Source organism: bacterium (assembly GCA_035529855.1).
Taxonomy (GTDB): domain Bacteria; phylum RBG-13-66-14; class B26-G2; order WVWN01; family WVWN01; genus WVWN01.
Genome location: DATKVX010000118.1, coordinates 1 through 21,688, shown reverse-complemented (window position 1 = coordinate 21,688; position 21,688 = coordinate 1). Strand labels below are relative to the sequence as shown.

The window sequence follows — 21,688 nt, the reverse complement described above, 5'->3', positions numbered from 1 at the left end:
TGCCGACGTGGGTACGCGAACAGCTCGAGCCGACGTCGGCTTTTTTGTGGATAAATACCTGGCCGAAACGGGCGAAAAGGCGCGGGGGAAGTTTAAAAAACTCGCCGCTCTCCACGAAAAATACCGCAAACGGGCAAAGCTCTCGGCGTCGCTCGAGGCCGAGGCGTACGTCGTCCATTTGGTCCTCGACAGCTTGAAGTTGCAAGAATTAGCGCCGCCCGGGCCGGCCGAAAGGCTGGCGGACGTAGGCTCCGGCGGGGGGTACCCGGGCCTGCCGCTCGCGATCGTGCGGGAGGATTTGAAAATAACGTTAATCGAACCTTCCCCGCGCAAAGCGGAGTACTTGCGGCTGGCCGCCGCCGAGCTCGAGTTGGGGAACGTCACCGTGGACGCGCGGTCGGCGGAGGAGCTGGCCGGAAGCGGCTTCGACATAGTTTGCGCGAAGGCCCTGGCTCGAGCGGACGCCGCGTTGAAATTGTCGCTGCCGCTGGTCAAAGCGGGGGGCCGGGCGGCCCTCTTCCTGGGGAACGTGGCCGAGGAACGGCTTAGCGATTTGGAATCCGAGACGCGCGCCGCCGGCGGGCGCTTGGCCAATATACACCGATATAATTTGCCGACGCTGGCGCGGCCGCGCCTCCTCGTCGAGGTGATTAAGGATTAGGTTTCACGTGAAACGTCCGCGGGGAATATATACAGTTCTAGCCGTTTTAGTAATGGCGGCCTCGGCTAACGTAAGCGCGGAGGAAATTTCGGCCGAGGATGCGAAGTATAAAGCGCTTTATCTGCTGGCGATGGACCCGCCGGACTATTACGGCGAGGGATATATCGAGAGGATATCGACGCCAAAAATTTATTACAGCTGGGACCGGTCGCGGAAATACTACGTATTCTATACGTATATAGGCCCCGGCGACATGCCGACGTGGGCGGACCTAGAGAAGTACGCCCGGGATAATTGGGCTCACGCGTTCGAAAAGAAGGCCAAGCCCCAATTCGACATTTCCCGAATAGACAATTTCGTTATCCCGGCCTCGAAGAAAGAGTACATCTACAACCCGAATCCGTACGGCCCGCCTCGCGTTATCCTCGGCCGTGGCCTAGCGGACTGGGCCATCAAACTAGAATACCCCGACATGCCGTACGAATACACCCGGACCGTAATCGAACTCCACGAACCCTTTTTCGAATACCGTTTCAAAGGCCCATTAAAAATTCAAATCAGGTACGTATGGCACGAGCACGTTTACACCCTCAAAGAATTGGGTTGGGGTGTCACGTCCGCCGCCGAGAAATATAAGAAAAGGGAACGGGATATTAAACTCCCCCGAATCTTCAAGTCCCATTGGCTCGACCCGAACGCGCCATCGGGGCACTAACTTTAAGGTCTACCGCTCCACTTACGTTTCACGTGAAACGTAAACGCTGATATGAAGAAGTTCGTCGCGATCGCGAACCAGAAGGGCGGCGTCGGCAAGACGACCACCGCCGTCAACCTCGCCGCCGCCCTCGCGGCGGCGGAGCGGCGCGTCCTGCTGGTGGACTGCGACCCGCAGGCCAACGCCACCTCGGGCCTGGGCGTCGACCGCAACGCGCTCGCCGCCACGACGTACGAGCTGCTGCTGGGCGAGGCCACGCTCTCGGACGTCGTCGTCGAGGCCGGCGTCCCGGGCCTCAAGCTCGCGCCCGCCCACCCCCGGCTGGTCGGCGCCCAGCTCGAGCTCGCCGACGCCGAGGACCGCGAGGCGCGACTCAAATTTAAATTAAAAGAGCTCACGAACGAATACGACTATATACTCATCGACACGCCGCCCTCGCTGGGCCTCCTGACCGTGAACGCCCTCGTGGCCGCGGAGTCGGTGCTCCTCCCCATCCAGTGCGAGTACTACGCGCTGGAGGGCGTGGGCCTGTTGATGGAGACGCTGGCGCTGGTGCGCGAGCGGCTCAACCCGTCGCTCGACGTCGACGGCGTTCTGCTCACCATGTACGACGGCCGGACCAACCTGTCGGAGCAGGTGGCGGCGGAAATTCGCCGCTACTTCGGCGGGGCCGTCTTCCGGACCGTCATACCCCGCAACGTGCGGCTGGCCGAGGCGCCCTCCTTCGGCCTGCCCGTCCTTTTGTACGACGCCGCCTCGAGCGGCGCGCAGGCGTACCTCGCGCTCGCGCGGGAGGTTTTAGAAGATGGCCGCTAAGAAAGTGCTGGGGCGGGGGTTGGAGGCGCTGATACCGCCCGGCGCCGGGGAAGGCGTCGCCGGCCGCGAAATCGCCGTAGACTTGATAAAGCCCAACCCGCGTCAACCGCGCCGCCGCTTCGGCGCCGAGGAGCTGGCGCAGATGGCGGCCTCCATCCGCGAGCACGGCGTCCTGCAGCCGCTCGTCGTGCGCCGCGCCGGCAAGGGTTACGAAGTGGTCGCCGGCGAACGCCGCCTGCTGGCCGCGCGCAAGGCCGGCCTGAAGGCCGTTCCCTGCGTCGTCCGGGCCGTCCCCGACGAGATGTTGCTGCCGCTGACGCTGGTGGAGAACCTGCAGCGCGAGGACCTGAACGCGGTCGAGGAGGCCGCGGCGTTCAAGGTCCTGGTAGCCGAGTACGGCCTGAGCCACGAGGCCGTCGCCCGGGCGGTGGGTAAAAGCCGCGCCGCCGTCTCGAACGCGCTGCGGCTGCTCGAGCTCGCGGCGCCGGTGCTGGCGATGTTGGAGGAGGGCAAGCTCAACGCCGGCCAGGCGCGGCCTTTGGTAGGCGTCGAGCCGAAGTCGCGCCAGATAGCGCTCGCCCGGCGCATAGGCCGGGAGAACCTTTCGGCGCGGCAGGCCGAAGCGCTGGCTAAGCGGGCGGCGCCCAAGGGCGGCCGCCGTCCCGCCGCGGCGACGCCGTACCTCGACGACCTCGCCGCCCGGCTCGAGAAGTCGCTCGCGACCAAGGTAACGATAACCGGCTCGGCGAAGCGCGGCACCGTCAATGTCCACTACTACAGCGCCGAAGATTTGAATCGGCTGGCGGAAGCGATGTTAAAGAAGGGTTAGTTGAAAATGCCGATGCGCAACGTCCTGGCGATGATATTCGCCGGCGGCCGGGGCGACAGCCTGCTCGCCCTCTCCCGCGTCCGGGCCAAGGAGTCCGTCCCCTTCGCCGCCCACTACCGCCTTATCGACTTCACGCTCTCCAACCTCGCCCAGTCCGGCATAACCAACGTCGGCGTCCTCACGCAGTACCTCCCCGAGTCGTTGAAAGCCCACATCGGCATCGGCAAGCCGTGGGACCTCGACCGGCGGGACGGCGGCATCCGCCTGCTCGAGCCCTACTACCGCGGCGGCGAGACCCACTGGTACGAGGGCACCGCGGACGCGCTGGCCCAAAACCTGGAGGTCGTCGACGACGAGCGGTTCGAGTACGTGGTCGTGACGGGCGGCGACGGCGTATACAAAATGGACTACAGGCCGCTGCTCGACTTCCACGCCGTCTCGCCCGCGAACGTAACGCTCGTTGTGAAAAAGATGCCCCCGGCTGAAACCCCTCGATACGGCGCAGTGGAAATAGGCCCCGGCAACGTCGTCGCGGCGTTCGGCAAACCCGCGCCGGCCGGAAGGCCCTGGTACGCGTTTATGGACATATACGTCTTCGACCGGCCTTTCCTCGTAAAAAAATTAATCGAGGTGGAGACGCGGGGCGGCACCGACATCGCCGCCGAAATAACCGTGCCCGCCGTCGCGGCGGGTAACGTCGCCGCGTATCGGTACGACGACTACTGGGCCCGCATAGACACGGTTGACGACTACTACGACGTTACCTTCGAGTGCCTGGCCGAGAACCCGACCTGCGATTTCGACGACCCCGGCTGGCCCATATACACCAAACTGCCGGACGACCCTCCGGTGAAATTCGGGCCGGAGGCGGAGGTGGTAAATTCCCTTATAGCGGACGGGTCCATAATAAACGGCCGCGTGGAAAACTCGGTGCTGTTCCGGCGCGTCTACGTCGAAGCGGGCGCACGGGTAAAAGACTCGATTATTTTGGACGGGACGCGGGTGGGGGCCGGCGCGTCGTTGGACCGGTCGATATTGGATAAATTAGTCCGGGTGGGGCCGGGCGCCCGCGTCGGCGACGACGTCGGCGAACCGCGGCCCAACGAGAATTTCCCGGAACAGCTGAGCCGCGGGATAACGTTGATCGGCAAGAGGGTGCGGGTACCAGCGCGTTTCGCCGTCGGGAGAAACTGCCTGCTCGGCGTCGGCACGAACGAAAGAACATTAGCGGATTTCGGCCGGTCTATGCCGAACGGCGCTTCCGCGAACGTTGCCGGTTAAAAAAACCTTTTAAATGAACGCACGTAATCAATTCAATATGCGTGTTTTCCTGAAAAAAATACTTGACAAGGGCCGTAGAGTATTTTAAATTCGACGCGTATCGGCACGTGTTAAATTACGGCGGCGCGGAAATTTAGCCGCGCTAATTAAGCGCAATATGAAACGTCCCGGGAGGGTTGGCGACAAGAAGCGTTCGAAGCCGTCCCGCGCACAGGGACGGTTGACCCGTTGCAAAAAGGGCCCTCAACAGGAGGTGACGCAAGATGAAGCGGGTATGTATGACGATCGTAGTAGCTGTGGCGGCGACGGCGTGCTTCACCGACGCCAGCTCCGGATGGTTACAATATAAAACCCCCACCGAAAAAGACATTAACGCCGTAGCGTTCGTCAACGACAACAACGGTTGGGCCGTCGGTTACTGGGGCGAGATACTGCACTACCGCAACGGCCGATGGGCCATAAATTACACGTGGCCCACGCAGTACCTCCAGGACGTAGCCTTCGGTACCGCGAATTTCGGCCTCGCCGTAGGCTACCAGGGCAGCGGCGCCGTCTTCAACGGCACCAATTGGAAGTTCGCCGGTATGCCGACGAACCGCAATATCTTGGGCGTCGTTATCCCGCCCGGCCAAAATTCGGTGGCCTGGGCCATAGGGGAACGCGGCACCATCTTCCGTTGGACCGGCGGGAACAAAGGCGCGTGGAGCCGGTGGGACATAGGGGTCCTCGCCGCCCTCCACGACATCCACTTCTCGAGCGCGGACGACGGTTGGTTGTGCGGCAACAACGGCAAAGTTTTCCACTTCGCGAACGCGGAATGGACCGCAGTCAGCGCCGCGACGACCACGAACTTCTTCTGCATCTACGCCCTATCCGAGAATAACGTGTGGGCCGGCGGCGCCGGAGGCTACCTCTTCCACTACGAAGGCATAAGCTGGGTACGGGTCGCTACGCCCACCACGGCCGCCATCCGCGAAATGGCGTTCACCGGCCCGATGGAAGGTTGGGCGGTATGCGACGACGGCGTCATCCTGCGCTACGACGGCGTGAGCTGGAAAAAACACGAAACCATCCCGCCGACGTCCGAGAGCTTCTCCGGCCTCTACATGGTCGACGGCGCGCACGGTTGGGCCGTCGGCACCAAGGGTACCATCTACGAGTACCGGAACTTCCCGGGCGTTGCGCCCGCTTCCGTAGGCCGGATTAAGGCTTTGATGCGGTAAAACGCCGCGCCGGCAACATTTGAAAAAAAGCGGCCCGCAAGGGCCGCTTTCCTATTCCACAGCCGCAGTCGGGGGAATGAGACGCTCCCGCCGCGCCCGCGATACCGATTTTTTACTTGTATCGCGAACGTCGTAGTATAAAATAGAGCCGTATGCGAAGTACCCTCGCCCTCATACTAGCCGGCGGCAAAGGCGAACGCCTGGCGGAGTTGTGCCGCCGGCGGACTAAACCCGCGGTCCCCATCGGCGGCCGCTACCGCCTCATCGACTTCACGCTCTCCAACTGCGTGAACTCCGGCATCTTCCACGTCGCGGTGCTGGCGCAGTACCGGCCGCGGTCCCTCGCGAAACACGTCGGCATAGGCCGCGCCTGGGACCTCGACCGCAGCTGGGGCGGCGTCGAGTTGCTGCAGCCGCATCTCGGCCGCGTCGATTCCGACTGGTATAAGGGAACGGCCGACGCGTGTTACCAGAACCGTCACTACGTCGCCGCGCGCAACTTCGCGTACGTACTGGTCCTCGCCGGCGACCACGTCTACGCCATGGATTACAACCTCCTGCGGCGCGTCCTCGACGTCAAGGCCGCCGACGTCGTCGTCGCGACGCTGCGGGTGCCGCGCCCGGATGCCGCGCGCTTCGGTACGCTTGAGCTCGCGCCGGACGGCCGTATCGTCGACTTCGAGGAGAAGCCGCCGGTCCCCAAATCCGATATGGTCTCGATGGGGATATACCTCTTCACGCGGGAGGCCTTTTTCGACGCCATGGCGCGCGTCGCCGAGGGGATGACGGACTTCGGCCGACACGTCATACCTTCCCTAATCGCCGACAAACGCGTCTACTGTTATATCTTCGAGGATTACTGGCGCGACGTCGGCACCGTGGACGCCTACTTCGACGCCAATATGGACCTTATAACGGAGCTGCCGGATTTCAACCTCTACGACGAAGCCTGGCCCATCCGCACGCCGAGCCGCGACTACGCCCCCGCCCGCTTTTACCCGGGCGGCTCCGCGGCGCGCTCGCTCGTCGCGGAGGGATGCAAAATTTTCGGGACCGTGCGCAACTCGGTCATCTTCCCCGGCGTGACCGTCGGCCCCCGCTCGGTCATCGAGTCCTCCGTCGTATTGGACGAGTGCCGCATCGGCGCCGATTGCCGCCTCGAGCGCGCCGTAATCGACAAAGAGGTTACGGTGGGCGACGGTTGCGTGCTCGGCGTCGGCGACGACTACCCGCCGAACCGCTTTTACGCCGAACAGCTTACGTCGGGCCTGGTCCTGGTAGGCCGGGAGAGCGAACTGCCGCCGAAGCTCCGTCTCGCCAGGAACGCGTGCGTCGAGTTCGGCGCCCGAGCACAAGACTTCGATACCCTCGACGTCGCCGCGGGAGAATACGTGCGCGCGCGTGGTTCGGCTTGCCCCCTGGACGCAGGCCGCCGGTAATGTTATATTGTAGGGTAGAATAATGATTAAGGGTTTACGAGTATCCGTCGCCTTCGCCGCGACGGCGGTTGCGGCCGTTGCCGCCCCCGGCGACATCGTCGCGAGTTTCCAGATACCGGAGCTTTCGCTGAACGGCCCCCGCGGCCTCGCCTTCGACGGCGGCGCCGAATACGCCGTGGCCGACAACCGCGGCCCGAAACAAGTTAGGATCCTGAGGTTCACCTTCGACGGCGCGAACGCCAGCGTCGAGAAGCAGTTAAATTGCCCGGCCGACGTCTACTGGGCGATGGACCTGGCCTGGCGGTCCGGGTCGCGCAACCGCATCTACGTCGCCGACGACCTGGAAACGCCGGAAGACCGGGCGAAGATAATCGTCCTCGACGCCGACACCGGCGGGCTGACGAACAAGTTCGACGGGCCGTTCCCGGCCGGTACTCACGTCAACGGCCTCACGTGGGACGGCTCCTACCTATACGCCTCCTCGTACGAATCCGCCCTCGTGTACCGGCTCACCAGCACCGGCTCGGTGCTGGCCTCGTTCGCCGCGGCCCACGCCAAAAACCAAGGCCTGGCGTTCGGCGGGAGAAACCTGTGGGTCGTTTCCGGCAGGCCGAACTACGACGCCCGCGAATACACCGCCGCCGGCACGCCCGTCGCGAGCTTCGCGTTTAACGTCAACGACGAATACGTGGGCGGCGCCTGCTTCGGCCGCCCCTCGCTCCAAACCATCTTCGTCTCCACCTTCACCGGCGAACGTTACGTCTACGAGATCGCGACCGACCCCCACGAGTACGGACCCTTCGTCGTGGCGCCGGCGAGCCTCGGCCGCGTCAAAGCCCTCTTCCGTTAGTTAAATAAAAACGGCTCGCGCCCGCGGGCGCGAACCCGTCCGGAGCGGCGTTCGGTTACGCAAACCGACGACCGCTACAACGCGGCGTAGTTTACGAGGCGAACGCCCGCCTCCTCCAACACGGCCCGCACCGCCGGCGAAGTGAGGGCGGCGAGCTCCCCCGCGCGGTCGTAACCGTCGGCGTCCGCGTCGTCGGCCGCCGCGGGGTGGCACAAAAGCTCCCACGTCCCCGGCCCGAGCCTCGCGACGGTCGCCGCCAACCGCTCGGCCGTGAGGGCGCCGGCCCATTCCTGGCCCTCCAGGCCGTCGGGCATCTTTAGGCCCGCCCGCCGGGCGCGGGCGCCGAAGGCCTCCGCGTACAATCTGACCGCGAGTTGGCGGCTCAGCCAGCGCCGTCCGGGCGGCCACAACCGGCACCGGCTCGAGCGAACGGCGCGTACGCCGAACTCGCGGGCGAGGTCCACTACGACGCCGGCTACGCCGGAGAAGTTGTGCAGGTGTTGGTGGCTGTCGAGGTGGGTGACGCGGACCCCCGCGCCCAGGACCTTCGCGAGCTGCGCGGCGAGCTCGGCGCGTACTTCGGCCGACGAAATTTTACCCGAAAGAAAACCGCGCGCGAAGGCGGCGGCGTTTTCGGGAAGCGCGCCGGCCGGACTTATCAGCGTCGGCGCCGCGCCGGGCTCGAGAACCGCGCGGCCGGCCGAAAGGGTCAAGTGTACGCCCACGCCGAGCTCCGGGAAATCGTCGAGTCGGGCCGCGGCGTCGTCGAAGGCCGCGCCGCCCGCCATCAGCGAAGCGGACGTCACTATTCCCTCGCGGCACGCCCGCTCGACGCCGCGGTTGATTGCCACGCTCGCGCCGAAGTCGTCGGCATTTACGATGAGCCGCACCGCGCGCCCCTCTCCCCACGCCACCATCAGTATTGGCTAAGCGAGCCGTCGCGCTTCGCCCGGGCGAGGGCCCACCGGAAACCCACGCCACCGGCGGCCAGCGCCGCGACCGCGAAGCCGCCCAGAATGATCATCGGCCTCGCCGCGGGCGCGGGCGTAGCGCCCCCCAGGACGGCGGACCGCCCTATGTCGAGCGCGTACGTCAACGGGATAAACGCGCCGACCGCCCGCAGCCAGTCGGGCAGCACTTCCACCGGGAAATACACCCCCGATAGGAGCGCCGCCAATTGTCCGAAGAAAAGGTTTATGGGATTGCCTTGCTTAAAAACGAGGAGAAAAGCCGCGGACAACATCCCCAGGCCGAAGTACGCGGCGACCGTAAGCGCGGTTACGGCGAAAAACAACGGAAACCCCGCGGGCCGAAACGAAACGCCGAACACGAGAGCCCCCAGAACGAGGTAGGCGATAAAACGCCCCGAGGAAACTATGTATCGGGACAACGAGGCCGCCGCTAAAATGCGAAACCCCCCGCCCCTTCGGCCGAGCATCGGCTCGAGCGTCCCGACGTATTGCTCGCTCGCGATGACCTGCGACAGCCCTCCCAAACCCGCGCCCACCAGAGTCTGCATCGCCAGGCCGACGATGACGAACGAGAAGTACTCGCCGCCGTACCGCGAAAGGTACATCGAGCCCAACCCGGAAAATACGCGACCCACGAAGAAGAATATGAGGAGGTAAAATAAAAGCGACGCCAAACCCATTATGAAAGAAAAGCGGTACGAGGCCAAGTTCAAAAAATCCCGCCGCACGAACGCGACCCATATCCGGAAGAGGCTAATCACCCGCGCCCCCCTGCAGGAGTGAAAGGTACGCCGTTTCCGTCGGCTCGGGAAGCCTTATCGCCGGCGACGCCCCGCCCTCGGCCAACACGCCGAAGGCCGCCGCAAGCGCCTGGGCCTCCGCCGGCTCGTCGAAGTATACGAAGCAAGTCTCCCGTCCGCGCTCCACCTCCACGTTGGCCACGTACCGCCCCAACGCGTCCACCGTGGCCGGCTCGAGCCGCGCCAGCCTCGCACCGTAGCGGGCGGTGGGCGTGCCGAGGACCTCGGCCGGCGGTCCGGCGGCCACCACGCGGCCGCGTACCAGCACTACGAGCCGGTCCGCGATCATGCGCGCCAACCACAATTGGTGCGTCGCGACGAGGGCGCCGCGCCCCTCGGCCTTTACGAGGTCGTCGTGCACGAAACGCGCCAACTCCAGCGTCGTAGGGTAATCCAGCTCACCGGCCAGCTCGTCCACGAGCAACAACGCCGGGTCGGGCAACAACGCCCGGGCGAAGGCAAGCCGCTGCCGCATACCGCCGGAATAGGTCCGCACCGGGTCGTCGGCGCGCGCCCCCAGGCCCACGCGCTCGAGCGCGGAAGCGACCCGGGCCCGGACCTCGCTCCCCGGTATGCCGAAAAGGACCGTAAAAAACCTCAGGTTCTCCGCGCCCGAGAGCCGCCAATAGAAACTCCGCTCGCCGCCGGCCACGAAACCTACCGACGCGGCTTCAACCTCGACCGTACCGGCGTCGGCGATTACCGCCCCCGCGGCGATCTTCAAGAGCGTCGTCTTACCGGCGCCGTTGGGGCCGAGCAGGCACACGACTTCGCCGGCCGCGACGTCCAAGTCCACTTCGCTTAGCGCCGTTATACGCGGCCTACGCGCCCAAGGTTTCAAAAGCGAAACCTGGCCGCGGTAAAATTTATCAACGCCCCTTAGCCGAACGTAAGGATTCATCGCGAGAAAGCCGAACGGACGATAACACGCCGTCGGGGTATAGTCAAACGACATAATCCGGGCTCGACCCGAGCCGCCGAATTTTTTTCTTGCAATCGCCCCGTAATATGCTATATTACGCGGCGTCGTAAGTGCCTGATTTTACTTGTTGATAAGCTGTTCAAAACTTCGGCGGCCTTAACCTTCCACGTGTCCCAACGCCGTCGGAAATACAACTCGCGACGCGCCTGCCTTTGTTAAAGGCAGGGCTTTTTAACCGGCATTAACAAAAAGATGAACCCCTCGCGAATCGTAAGGCGCTGCAAATAAAGTAGTTGGTAGCCTTAAAGGGCGTCGGGATTCGAATGGGAGTACCGGGAAACCGGCAGCCGGGTCAGGAGTCTTAACGCCGATGCACGTTTCGCCGAACTGGAGCAACCCGCCGTCGACCTCGGCCTTGCGCCGAAACGATTGTGGAAAACTCGGTCCGCCCCGCGCGCGCGGGGGCGGACGCCTGACCCGCTACCCGGCCGCTTTCTTGAGGAGGAGGTCGTGTCGGTGAAGTCGGCAAACGTAGAATCGCGCGTGTGGCGTGACATCTTCCGCCGCGTCGCGGGCGAATTGGGGCGGAAAGAGTGCGAGACGTGGCTTCGACCTACCGTATGTAAAGGCGTTACGGGTAGCGTTCTCCTCCTCGAGGTACCGAATAACCTTTACCGCGAATTTATAAAGGAAAAATATTTGGCCGTACTGGAGGCTAAGGCCCGCGAAGTTATGGGCCCGGAGGCCAAAGTCGACGTCGAGGCCGCGGTGGCCCAGGAAGGCCTGTTCCTCGGCGACGCCGCCGGCCCGGACGCTCCTCCCAAGTTCCCGGCCCCGAAGTTGTCCAAGTTAAACCCCCAGTACACGTTCGACACCTTCGTCGTAGGCCGGTCGAACTCCTTCTGCCACGCCGCCTGCCGGGCCGTGGTCCAGAACCCCGCCGCTCGGTACAACCCGCTGTTCATTTACGGCGGCGTGGGCCTGGGTAAAACCCACCTCCTCCACGCCATAGGCCACGCGACCGTACAAAAAGGCAACGGCGTTCGCATCTCGTACCTCTCGTGCGACCACTTCATGAACGAGATGATAGCCGCGGTCAAGAACAACCGGACCGACGCCTTCCGCCGGAAATACCGCAACGTCGATTTCTTACTCGTCGACGATATCCAGTTCCTGGCCGGTATGGAGGGCACCCAGGTGGAGTTCTTTCACACTTTCAACACGCTTTACGAAGCCGGCAGCCAGATAGTTTTGTCGAGCGACCGCGCGCCCAAAGACATACCCAAAGTCGAGGACCGCCTTCGAACCCGCTTCGAGTGGGGCCTTATTGCGGACATACAACCGGCGGACTATGAAACGCGCCGGGCCATCATCGCGAGCAAGGGCGAGCTCAAGGGCATCATCATAGCCGACGACGTCGCCGACCTCATAGCCAGCCGGCTGACCACTAACATCAGAGCGATAGAAGGGGTGTTGAACAGACTATTCGCCACCGCCCACCACACGGGTACGCCCGTCACGCTCTCCATGGCCCAGGAAATCTTGGGCGAGCTCGTGCCCGAGGAGCGGCACGTGAGCTTGTCCATCGACCAACTGCAAGAAGCGACCGCGAAATATTTTAACGTCACCCGGCGGGACCTCTTATCAAAGTCGCGACGCGCCAACATCGCCCGGGCCCGACAAACGGCGATGTACCTCTGCCGCGAAAAAACCGCTTCTTCCCTCTCCGACATAGGCCTGGCATTCGGCAACCGCGACCACACGACCGTCCTTTACTCCGTCTCTAAGATCGAGGGCGAGCTAACCGCCGGCAACGAGGACAGCGCAAAAGCATTACGCGATATCGAAAAAAACCTCGAGCGGATGAGCCCGTAAAACACCGGGGTCCCAAAACCCGTTTAAAAACGCCACCTCCCGCCGAACCCTAGAGGTTATTAACCGTACGACCACCCTTTTCTACAAACCGCCTAACCTTCTTTCAATACCCATCCGCCAAATGTGGAGAAACGTTTTTCCACTAGTAAACAACGCCTCCGGCCACGAGTAACCAGCCAATTTCTTACCCACCTCCAAGAAACCCTACGGTTGTTAAACCGAACTCCACCGGTTTCGACGTTTTTACTTGAAACATAAGTACTATAAAGTTATATATTATATAGATAAAATATATTATATAATTCCCCACAAGTGGAAAACCTTGGGGCGTAGGCAAGCGGTAAGCCACGGGTCTTTGGAACCCGCACGCGGTGGTTCGAATCCACCCGCCCCAGACTCGGTTTTGAGCTTGCAAGGTGAGTACGATGGAACCTGAGAGGTTAATATTCGCCGGGAGCGGCAACACCGCGTTCGCGTATCGCATAGCTGCGTCGCTCGGCGATAAACCCGGCAGGATGTCGGTATCGCGGTTTCCGGATGGCGAGGTGTCGGTCAAGGTTGAGGTGAACGTCCGCGGGCGCGACTGCTTCGTCGTACAGCCCACGTGTCCGCCGGTCAACGAGAACCTGCTCGAGTTGATGATAATATTGGACGCTCTCCGGCGGGCGTCGGCTTACCGGGTTACCGCGGTCATACCGTATTATGGGTACGCGCGCCAGGACCGTAAGGACCAACCACGGGTGCCGATAACGGCGAAGTTGGTCGCTAATCTGCTTGCGCGCGCCGGGGCGGACCGTGTTCTGACGATGGACCTGCATGCGGGCCAGATACAGGGGTTTTTCGATATCCCGGTGGACAACCTGACGGCGGCGCCGATTTTCGCGAAGGCGGTGATGGGGCTCGGGTTCGACGATTTAGTAGTGGCATCGCCCGACGTGGGCGGCGTAAAGAATGCGAGGTCGTTCGCGCGAAGGCTCGAGCGTATGCGGGAGGAGAAAGGCCACGTAGGCCGGGTCGATTTCGCTGTGGTGGACAAGGACCGGAAGGGCCCGGATGAAGTGGCGGCCCTCAGCATGATAGGCGAGGTGGAGGGTAAGCACGTCGTCATGATCGACGACATCGTCTCGACGGGCGGCTCGCTGGTGGAGGCGGCTTCGCTGTTGCTCGAGCAAGGCGCGTTAGACGTCGTCGCGGTGGTCACTCATTCCATCCTGGCGGGCGATGCCTTGGCCAAGATAGAGGGCAGCCGCCTGGAGGCTTTATTCGTGACGGACACCATACCGCTGGCCGACGGCTTAGGCGGTAAGATCAAAGTATGCTCGGTGGCGGGGCTTTTCGGCGCGGCCGTCGACGCTATATACCGCAACAGGTCCATAAGCAGGTTGTTCGATGGAGGCTAGTTTGCGTTCGCCGGTCTTCGAAGTCGTAAGGCAGGCCGTTCCGTTGGTTTTGGCCGCGGCGTTAGTTCCGCCGGCCGTCGCGGCCGAAAAGAAGCCGCCGCAGGACATGTATTTCTTGATAGACATGCTCAAGAGCGCCGACGTGACCGAGCGGCGGGACACCGCGCGGACGCTGGGCGTGATGGGGTTCGACGTCGCGACCCCGGGTTTGATAGAGGCGCTGGACGACAGCGATACCAAGGTCCAGCTGTTGGCGGCGGAGGCGCTCGGCAACATAGGCGATAAGCGCGCCGTCTCCCCGCTTATCGACAAGCTGCCGTACGGCGAGCCGGGCGTGAAGCGTTTCATCCTGGGCGCGCTCGGGAAAATAGGCGACAACCGGGCGCTCGAGCCTATGGTTCAGGCGTTGCAGGAGGCGGCGGAGGGGGACGTGCGCGCGAGCGCGGCGTACGGCCTGGGCGAGCTCGGCGAAGCCGCGGCCACGGACGCGCTCGTCGCGGCCCTCGGCGACGATTACAAGTGGGTGCGGTTCGAGACCTGCGGCGCCCTGCGGAAGTTGAAGGCGCGGGGGGCGCGGCCGGCCTTGGAGCGGGTAGCAGCGGCCGACGAGGACGAGCAGGTGCGCAAGGCCGCGGCGAAGGCGCTCGAAGAAATGGGTTTGTAGGGGGATGGGGTCGCGGGCGTAAAACGTCGGCTCGGGCCCGGGGTCGGCTCGACGGTACTGTAGTGGATGTAAAATGGCAGCGGGCGTGGCTGTTCCCCGCCGGTTTTTTTTGCCTCGCGCTCGTCGTACGAGCGTTGGTAGCCGCCCTCACGCAGTACAAGCTGCAGGCGGACGCGGTCTTCTATTTCGGCACGGCCCGGAACGTCGCGAGCGGCCTCGGGTACGTCCTTCCCGACGGCCGCTTATTGGGCTCCGTACCGCCGGCCTTCCCGCTGTTCCTGGCGGGCGTCTTCAAGGTATTCGGCATAGGGCTGGGCCAGGCGGTCGCGGCGCAGGTCGTCCTCGGCGCCGCGACGACGGTATTGGTCTACTACCTGGCCCGGCATTATTTCGATAAAAAGACGGCCGTTATCGCGGCGGCGATTTTCGCGGTCCACCCGGTTTACGTCTGGACGTCGCGCGTCGTCCTGTCGGAAACGTTGGCGACGTTCCTCCTGGCGGCGGCGCTACTCGCCTACGCCCGGGCGTCGCGGGGCTCGGCGGCCTACGCCCTGGTTACGGGCCTGTTGCTGGCGGGGACGGCGCTCTGCCGCTCGTCGTTTTTCGTCGTGGCGCTGGTATTGACCGCGGGCCTGGCGTTCTACCGGATGGGGGGGCCGGCGGCCCGGGTGCGAGCGGTGGCCCTGGTGGCGGCGGCTTTCCTGGCGTTGACCGGCCTGTGGACGTACCGCAACTACCGCGTCTTCCGCGCGTTCGTGCCGTCCACGTTAAACGCGGGCCAGGTCCTTTACGAGGGGAATATGCGGCTGGCCGGCGGCGACGTGCCGACGTCGGTGGCGCTGCGGCGGTCGCTCGAGTTCGCCGAGAGAGTCGGAGCGTATTGGGGAACGCCGCGCGCCGACCTCGAGTACGAACGGTTCTATCGGGAGAAGGCCTTCGAGCTGCTCAGCCGTTACCGGATGCGGTTCGCCCTTTCGCTCCCGGGCAAGTTCGTACATTTCTTCGGCCCGGCGCCGTCGGCCAGGAAGAAGGCCGCGTTCGTCGTTTGGACCGTCGTCGGGGGCCTGTTGACGGTGGCGGCGTGGGCGGGCATCTTGTTGTTCCGCCGGCCGGCGTCGCGGACGTTCGCGCTGTTGGCGCCGGTGGCCGCGGTGGCGCTCGCCCACACGGTTTTGAAACCGCTCCTCCGCTTCCGCGTCCCGATAGAGTTCATATTAATAATATACGCCGCGGCGTTCGCGGCGTTCTGCCTCGAGCGGGCGCGCGGCCTACCCTCCGCCGGCGATTAACGCCCCGAATCCTCTATTTCACGTGGTAGAAGAATATTACGAAGAGAAAACTCAAAGCAAGGTTGAAGAACAACGCCGCGTAGAAAAAGCGGTCCTTTTTCGTTTTTAAATAGTAACCCGCCCCCACCAGGAACCAGGGGACCATAAAGAGCCAGACGCGCTCCGTCTCGGCGAGCGTAAGGCCCAAGAGGTTTATTAGGACGAAACTCAAGGCCGCGGCCGCCGAGATAAGCGCGAGCCGGCCGGCCTTTTTCTCTTTTAATTCCCCCCACAGATTGCGTAAGAAAAGCACCGTCGTAGGCGGCCCCAGTAGCGTGAAGAACGCTACGACGTTGCCCGGCATCCACATGAAGTACGAGCGGTGCTTCGTCGGGTAGGCCGGCGCGTCGAGGAAAAGGCGCTTGACCCAGTAGACGACGTTGTCGCCGGCGCCGAAATACCGTTCGGAAGCGCGTTGTTGATATTGGAATTCGGTAAGGACGTTGAAGCCGGCCGCGACGTATACCGCGACGAAGAAGAGGGCGAACGTCGCCGCGGCCGTCGCCGCCAGCGCCGCCACCCTCCCCGCCGACAGGACGACCCCGCCCGCCGACGCATCGTCGCCGCGTTCGTCTTTACGCCGATGTAGAACGTAGAGTAAAGACCACAAGATCAACAGCACCCAGATGAAGCCGAACTGGTATGCGACGAACGTGCCGGCGGCGAGCGCGAGGCCGGTCAGCGCGGCGTAGGCGAAGCGCCCCCGGGAGAAGTACAACGCCAGCAGGTAGACGACCACGGCGCCCAGCGCGCACAACACCGCGTCAACGGTGGAGCCGTAGAGGATCAGGCTGGGCGTCGCGACGTACAGCGCCGCGGCGGCGTCGCCGGCGTCGACGCCGTAGATGAGCTCGGCGGCCTTGTAGACGAAGGCCACGCCCGCGCCGGCCACCAGGGCGTTCAGCAGCGCGACCCACATCCACCGGTCCCCGAATAATTTTAGGAGCGGGTAGAGGTAGAGGAATACGCCGGGGGGATGCACCGTCGTGTGCCAGTGCATCCCCACGACGTGGACGTGATAATCGCGCAGGAAGTTGCCGTGCGCGTATAGCTCTTGCGCGTCGTAGGCGTATTGCCAGAGAGCTCCCGGCAAAATCTTGATGGGGCCGCCGCCCGCCACGTTGACCGTGGTCGTGAAGGCGAAGAAGGCGAGGGCGAGGTAAAACAACTTCGCGGCCGGCGGGCGCCGCAGCGCCCAGCGCAGCGGGAACATAAAGGCCGCGAACGCCAGCGGCGGCACGAACGTATACCAACCGAAGTGGAAGTCGACGAGCGAAAAGAAGGGGCTGATTTGCGCCCTCGGCCCGTGGGCCGGCAGCAATAGCTGCCGCGCCGCTACCGCCAGCACGGCCACGAGGCATACCGCGCCGACCTGGACCCAGAACCGGCCGCAAAACGTTTTTATTTTACCCATAACCGTATCCGGCTTCCGCTCGGGTAGCCGGTCGGCTTAATTTTTAGCATAACGGCGGCCCGCGTGCAAACGAAACGTTGGCCCGGCCGCCGGTTTTCGCTTGATTAAAGGCGGTCGCCCGCGTAAAATGGGCCGCTGGTGTCAATTACGGGCAATTATTCAAATAGAACGGAGGCGACCGCTTATGCTCCCGCCATTTAAAAACGAAACGATAGTGCTGTTTAAAAAGGCCGCGGAAAAGCTCGCGATGGAGGAAGCGATTGCGCGCGTCGAGGGCGAGCTGGGCCGCGAGTACCCCCTCGTCATCGGCGGCGAACGCGTGACCACCGCGGACAAATTTAAGTCCATTAACCCCTCGAAGACCGACGAGGTGGTGGGCGTCTTCTCGAAGGCGGACGTGGATGCCGCGCGCAAGGCCGTGGCGGCGGCCAACCGCGCGTTCGAGAAGTGGCGCTGGGTACCGGCCGAGGAGCGCGCGCGCTACCTCCTAAACGTCGCGGCGATTATGCGGAGTCGTATCTACGAGCTCGCGGCGTGGATGGTGGTCGAGGTCGGCAAGAACTGGCTCGAGGCCTACGCCGACGTCGCCGAGGCGGTCGACTTCTGCGAGTTCTACGCCCGCGAGATGCTGCGGCTCGCCGAGCCGCAGCCGCTCACCCCCTTCCCGGGCGAGGAGAACAACCTGTACTACATCCCCCTCGGCGCCGGCGCCGTCATCCCGCCGTGGAACTTCCCGTGCGCGATACTGGTAGGCATGACGGCCGCGGCCTTCGTCGCCGGCAACGCCGTCGTCCTCAAGCCGGCCTCCACCGCCCCCGCGATTGCATATAAGTTCTTCGAGATACTGGAGGAGGTTAACCTGCCGCCGGGCGTCGTGAACTTCCTGCCCGGGCCGGGCGGCGTCATAGGCGACACGCTGGTGGGGCATCCGCGCACCCGCTTCATCGCGTTCACCGGCTCGAGGGAAGTAGGCCTCCGCATCAACCGCCTGGCCGCGCGGCCGAAGGGCAGCCAGATCTGGATAAAGCGCGTTATAACCGAGATGGGCGGCAAGGACTTCATAATCGTGGACGGCACCGCGGACCTGGACGCCGCCGCGGACGGCATCATGGCGAGCGCCTACGGCTTCCAGGGTCAGAAGTGCTCGGCCTGCTCGCGCGCCATCGTCACCGACGACGTCTACGAGACGGTGCTCGAGAAGGTCGTCGCCCGGACCAAGGAGAAGGTTACCGTGGGCGACCCGCGCGACTTCGCCCACTTTATGGGGCCGGTGGTCGACGCCGCCGCGGAGACCAAGGTCCTGGATTACATTGAAATCGGCAAGAAGGAAGGCCGCCTCGTCCTGGGGGGCGACAAGCGCTCCGCGGAGGGGTACTTTATCAACCCCACGATAATCGCCGACGTCGGGCCCAAGGCCCGCGTCGCCCAGGAGGAAATTTTTGGGCCGGTGCTGGCGTTCATCCGCGCCAAGGATTTCGCCGACGCCGTCAGGATATCCAACAACACCGTCTACGGCCTGACCGGCGCCGTCTACTCGAGCGACCGCGGCCGCCTGGAGCAGGCGCGTCGCGAGTGCCACGTCGGCAACCTGTACTTCAATCGCAAGTGCACCGCGGCGCTTGTCGGCGCCCATCCCTTTGGCGGCTTCAACATGTCGGGGACGGACTCCAAGGCCGGCGGCCGCGATTACCTGCTCTTGTTCACGCAGGCCAAGCTGGTGAGCGAGAAGCTGTAGGGAGCAGGAACCGCTCCGCCGCGGCAGGGGCTTCGGAGAGGTTATACTGTTTCGGCTCGAGGCGCGGCGCCGCTCCGCGTAACGGGGACGGCGGCCGCGCCTGATTTTAAGACGGGAGGCGGCGTCGCGAGCGTATTGAGATGAAGAGGTGGATCGTATTCATAGTCGTTGCCGCGGCGTTCGTCGCGTTCGCCGTGGGGTGGGTTGAACGTTGCGCCGCGCGGGGCGACTGTCTTTCTTATTTCGACGCCGGCGATGCGATAATGGCGAACGGGGACCCGTACGCGGGAAGCAGTTTAGCCTACTCCGGTTATCTATGCGCGCCGTTCTTCGCCCTAGTGATGGTTCCGTTCGCGCTCATGCCGCGCGTCGTCGCCGCGTCGTTGTGGTTCGTTTTCAATTTCGGATCTTTAATCCTCCTTTTTAGCGTTTCTTTTTACTTGTTAGAGTCGCCGGCCGTGCCGTTGGCGCCGTGGCTTAAGCGAAAGTTGGTAAACCTTCGCGGCGGCAAGTTGAATTGGGTATTAGTGGCGACGGCCGTCGTTTCCGCGAGGTTATGGTCGGACAACCTCGGCTCCGGGCAGATAAACGTACCTCTATGGGCGTTCGCTTTTCTGGGCTTATACTTCATACAGCGCGGGAAGAAGGTAACGGGCGGCGCCGTACTGGGGGCGGCCGTATTAGCGAAGTTAATGGCGGCGCCGCTACTGCTTTATTTGTTAATCCGCCGGGAATACCGCGCCTTGTTAAGCGTAGTTATCGCCGCCGCGGTTTTATGCTTGGCGTCTGCGGCATTCCTTGGATGGAGTCGTAACGTTGATTTAAATCGCCGTTGGCACGAAGTCGTTTTACGTCCGGCGGTCGTTGAGTATTTTTATTATAATTTAGATCGCAACGAGTCGGTGCCCGCTGCGTTGTGCGCATATAATAGGTTGTTTAATAGGGGGGACCTTACGGGTTTTTTGTACCTGCGGCGTCATTCCCGTTGGGTTAACGCTGCTACTGGGGCGTTCTTCGCGTCCGTTATCGCGTTCTTCGTAGTCAAATGCGGATTTATAAAAAGGCGCGCCGGGCCCGCCGCAGATAACTTGCTCTTGGGTTTGATCGTGTTGACGGGCGTTCTGTTACAACCCTTGGCTTGGTTACAGCACTTCGTCGTCGCGATTTTCCCGTATATGGCGGTTTTATACTACGCGCGGCGGGGGGAGCCCGGCGGCGCGCGGTACGCGTGCTACGCGCTTGTGGCCCTTTCGTTCGCCGGACACACTTTGACCACCGCCGACATTTGGGGGGCCGCGACGGAGGACGTGTTTTTCCGGTTAAAAATCATTACCTTCGCCATATTATTGCTTTACGCCGCTGTGGTCGTTCAACTTTTTGCCGCGTGTCGCCGGCGGCCGCGATTACCTGCTCTTGTTCACGCAGGCCAAGCTGGTGAGCGAGAAGCTGTAGGGAGCAGGAACCGCTCCGCCGCGGCAGGGGCTTCGGGGAGGTTATACTGTTTCGGCTCGAGGCGCGGGGCCGCTCCGCGGAGCGGGGCGGCGGCCGGGCCTGATTTTAGGAAGGGGGCCTCGCGAGTTTAATGAGATGAGGAGGTGGGTCGTATTAATTTTACTAGTGGTCGTCGCCGCGGCGTTCGTCGCGTTCGCCGTGGAGTGGGTTGAACGTTGCGCCGCGCGGGGCGACGTTCTAAGATATTTCGAGGCGGGCGAGGCGATATTGACGGACGGCGACCCGTACGCCGGAAGCAGTTTGGCCACCGCCGGTTATCTGTGCGCGCCGTTCTTCGCCCTGTTGATGGTTCCGTTCGCGCTCCTACCGCGCGTCGTCGCCGCGGCGCTATGGTTCGTTTTCAATTTCGGCTCTTTAATCCTCCTGTTCAGCGTTTCGTTATATCTATTGGAGTCGCCGGCCATACCGTTATCGGCGTGGCTTAGGCGGAAGTTGGTCAACCTCCGCGGCGGCAAGTTGAATTGGGTATTGGTGGCGACGGCGGCCGTTTCCGCAAGGTTATGGTGGGACAACCTCGGCTCGGGGCAGATAAACGTGCCGTTATGGGCGTTCGGTTTTCTCGGCGTATACTTAATACGACAAGGGAAGAAGGGAACCGGCGGCGCGGTAATGGGCGCGGCCGTCTTGGTGAAGTTAATGGCGGCGCCGCTTTTGCTCTACTTGTTGATCCGCCGGAAGTTTCGTGCCTTATTAAGTGTAGTCATCGCCGCCGCCGTTTTGTCTACGGCGTCCGCGGCTTTCCTCGGATGGGGTCGCAACGCCCATTTAATTCGGCGTTGGTATCAAATTGTTTTACGCCCGGCTGTCGCGGAGCATTATTATTACGTCATCGAGCGCAACGAGTCGGTGCCCGCTTCGTTATACGCATATAATAGGTTGATTAACAGGGGGCACCCACCGCGTTATCTATATGTGTGGCGGCATCTCCGTTGGCTGAACGCCGCAACCGTAGCGCTGTTCGCGTCCGTTATCGCGTTCTTCGTAGTCAAATGCGGTTTTATAAAAAGGCGCGCCGGGCCCGCCGCAGATAACTTGCTCTTGGGTTTGATCGTGTTGACGGGCGTTCTGTTACAACCCTTGGCTTGGTTGCAGCATTTCGTCGTCGCGATTTTCCCGTATATGGCGGTTTTGTACTACGCGCCGCGGATAGAGGCCGCCGGCGTCCGGTACGCGTGTTACACCCTTTTGGCGCTTTCGTTCGCCGGACACACGTTAATCGCCGCCGACATTTGGGGTGCCGCGACCGAAGACGC

Annotated in this window: 18 protein-coding genes and 1 tRNA gene; 15 read left to right on the top strand and 4 right to left on the bottom strand. The window is 63.0% G+C overall.

Going from position 1 to position 21,688, the window contains the following annotated elements; all coding sequences use genetic code 11:
* Positions 1 to 7 precede the first annotated feature (7 nt).
* From rsmG to VMX79_11675, 8 genes are all read left to right on the top strand, one after another.
* Positions 8 to 661 carry a 16S rRNA (guanine(527)-N(7))-methyltransferase RsmG gene (gene rsmG / locus VMX79_11710; protein ID HUV87763.1) on the top strand — a complete coding sequence of 218 codons (654 nt, stop codon included), beginning with the start codon at positions 8 to 10 and terminating at the stop codon, positions 659 to 661.
* A 52-nt stretch (positions 662 to 713) separates the two neighbouring features.
* On the top strand, positions 714 to 1,376 hold the full coding sequence (locus VMX79_11705; GenBank protein ID HUV87762.1) for a hypothetical protein: 663 nt from the start codon (positions 714 to 716) through the stop codon (positions 1,374 to 1,376).
* A gap of 51 nt (positions 1,377 to 1,427) precedes the next feature.
* Positions 1,428 to 2,192 carry an AAA family ATPase gene (locus VMX79_11700; GenBank protein ID HUV87761.1) on the top strand — a complete coding sequence of 255 codons (765 nt, stop codon included), beginning with the start codon at positions 1,428 to 1,430 and terminating at the stop codon, positions 2,190 to 2,192.
* Positions 2,182 to 3,021: a ParB/RepB/Spo0J family partition protein gene (locus tag VMX79_11695; protein HUV87760.1), complete on the top strand. Its 840-nt coding sequence runs from the start codon at positions 2,182 to 2,184 to the stop codon at positions 3,019 to 3,021. Before VMX79_11700 ends, VMX79_11695 begins: the two co-directional genes overlap by 11 nt.
* 6 nt (positions 3,022 to 3,027) lie before the next feature.
* Positions 3,028 to 4,302 (top strand): glucose-1-phosphate adenylyltransferase subunit GlgD, encoded by a 1,275-nt coding sequence (gene glgD, locus VMX79_11690; GenBank protein HUV87759.1) that lies wholly within the window; start codon positions 3,028 to 3,030, stop codon positions 4,300 to 4,302.
* A 263-nt stretch (positions 4,303 to 4,565) separates the two neighbouring features.
* Positions 4,566 to 5,525, top strand: a complete 960-nt coding sequence (locus VMX79_11685; protein ID HUV87758.1) for a hypothetical protein — start codon at positions 4,566 to 4,568, stop codon at positions 5,523 to 5,525.
* Between the two features lie 152 nt (positions 5,526 to 5,677).
* On the top strand, positions 5,678 to 6,964 hold the full coding sequence (locus tag VMX79_11680) for a sugar phosphate nucleotidyltransferase (protein ID HUV87757.1): 1,287 nt from the start codon (positions 5,678 to 5,680) through the stop codon (positions 6,962 to 6,964).
* A 22-nt stretch (positions 6,965 to 6,986) separates the two neighbouring features.
* Positions 6,987 to 7,814 carry a hypothetical protein gene (locus tag VMX79_11675; protein ID HUV87756.1) on the top strand — a complete coding sequence of 276 codons (828 nt, stop codon included), beginning with the start codon at positions 6,987 to 6,989 and terminating at the stop codon, positions 7,812 to 7,814.
* 74 nt (positions 7,815 to 7,888) lie between these two features.
* Here VMX79_11675 and VMX79_11670 read toward each other — a convergent pair whose 3' ends face one another.
* From VMX79_11670 to VMX79_11660, 3 genes are read right to left on the bottom strand one after another with little or no spacing between them, the layout of a single operon-like run.
* Positions 7,889 to 8,731: a ChbG/HpnK family deacetylase gene (locus VMX79_11670; GenBank protein ID HUV87755.1), complete on the bottom strand. Its 843-nt coding sequence runs from the start codon at positions 8,729 to 8,731 to the stop codon at positions 7,889 to 7,891.
* On the bottom strand, positions 8,731 to 9,546 hold the full coding sequence (locus VMX79_11665) for an ABC transporter permease (protein ID HUV87754.1): 816 nt from the start codon (positions 9,544 to 9,546) through the stop codon (positions 8,731 to 8,733). Before VMX79_11665 ends, VMX79_11670 begins: the two co-directional genes overlap by 1 nt.
* Positions 9,539 to 10,381: an ABC transporter ATP-binding protein gene (locus tag VMX79_11660; protein HUV87753.1), complete on the bottom strand. Its 843-nt coding sequence runs from the start codon at positions 10,379 to 10,381 to the stop codon at positions 9,539 to 9,541. The genes VMX79_11665 and VMX79_11660 overlap by 8 nt, the downstream gene beginning before the upstream one ends.
* Positions 10,382 to 11,023: 642 nt before the next feature.
* Here VMX79_11660 and dnaA point away from each other — a divergent pair.
* The 5 genes from dnaA (at position 11,024) to VMX79_11635 (ending at position 15,735) form a co-directional block, all read left to right on the top strand.
* Positions 11,024 to 12,382: a chromosomal replication initiator protein DnaA gene (dnaA, locus tag VMX79_11655; protein ID HUV87752.1), complete on the top strand. Its 1,359-nt coding sequence runs from the start codon at positions 11,024 to 11,026 to the stop codon at positions 12,380 to 12,382.
* Positions 12,383 to 12,705: 323 nt separating this feature from the next.
* Positions 12,706 to 12,777, top strand: a tRNA-Gln gene (locus tag VMX79_11650).
* Between the two features lie 30 nt (positions 12,778 to 12,807).
* Complete coding sequence (locus tag VMX79_11645) at positions 12,808 to 13,782, top strand: ribose-phosphate pyrophosphokinase (GenBank protein HUV87751.1); 975 nt, start codon at positions 12,808 to 12,810, stop codon at positions 13,780 to 13,782.
* The gene (locus tag VMX79_11640; GenBank protein HUV87750.1) at positions 13,772 to 14,446 is read left to right on the top strand and encodes a HEAT repeat domain-containing protein; all 675 of its coding nucleotides are present in this window, start codon (positions 13,772 to 13,774) and stop codon (positions 14,444 to 14,446) included. Before VMX79_11645 ends, VMX79_11640 begins: the two co-directional genes overlap by 11 nt.
* A gap of 62 nt (positions 14,447 to 14,508) precedes the next feature.
* Positions 14,509 to 15,735 carry a glycosyltransferase family 39 protein gene (locus VMX79_11635; GenBank protein ID HUV87749.1) on the top strand — a complete coding sequence of 409 codons (1,227 nt, stop codon included), beginning with the start codon at positions 14,509 to 14,511 and terminating at the stop codon, positions 15,733 to 15,735.
* A 13-nt stretch (positions 15,736 to 15,748) separates the two neighbouring features.
* On the opposite strand, the gene VMX79_11630 is transcribed toward VMX79_11635, so the two are convergent.
* Entirely contained in the window at positions 15,749 to 17,188 is a 1,440-nt protein-coding gene (locus VMX79_11630; GenBank protein HUV87748.1) for a glycosyltransferase family 39 protein, read from the bottom strand.
* A gap of 184 nt (positions 17,189 to 17,372) precedes the next feature.
* On the opposite strand from VMX79_11630, the gene pruA reads away from it, so the two are divergent.
* Positions 17,373 to 18,923 carry an L-glutamate gamma-semialdehyde dehydrogenase gene (gene pruA / locus VMX79_11625; protein HUV87747.1) on the top strand — a complete coding sequence of 517 codons (1,551 nt, stop codon included), beginning with the start codon at positions 17,373 to 17,375 and terminating at the stop codon, positions 18,921 to 18,923.
* A 1,587-nt stretch (positions 18,924 to 20,510) separates the two neighbouring features.
* Positions 20,511 to 21,688, top strand: a 1,178-nt coding sequence (locus VMX79_11620) for a glycosyltransferase family 87 protein (GenBank protein HUV87746.1), incomplete at its 3' end; no start/stop codon positions are given.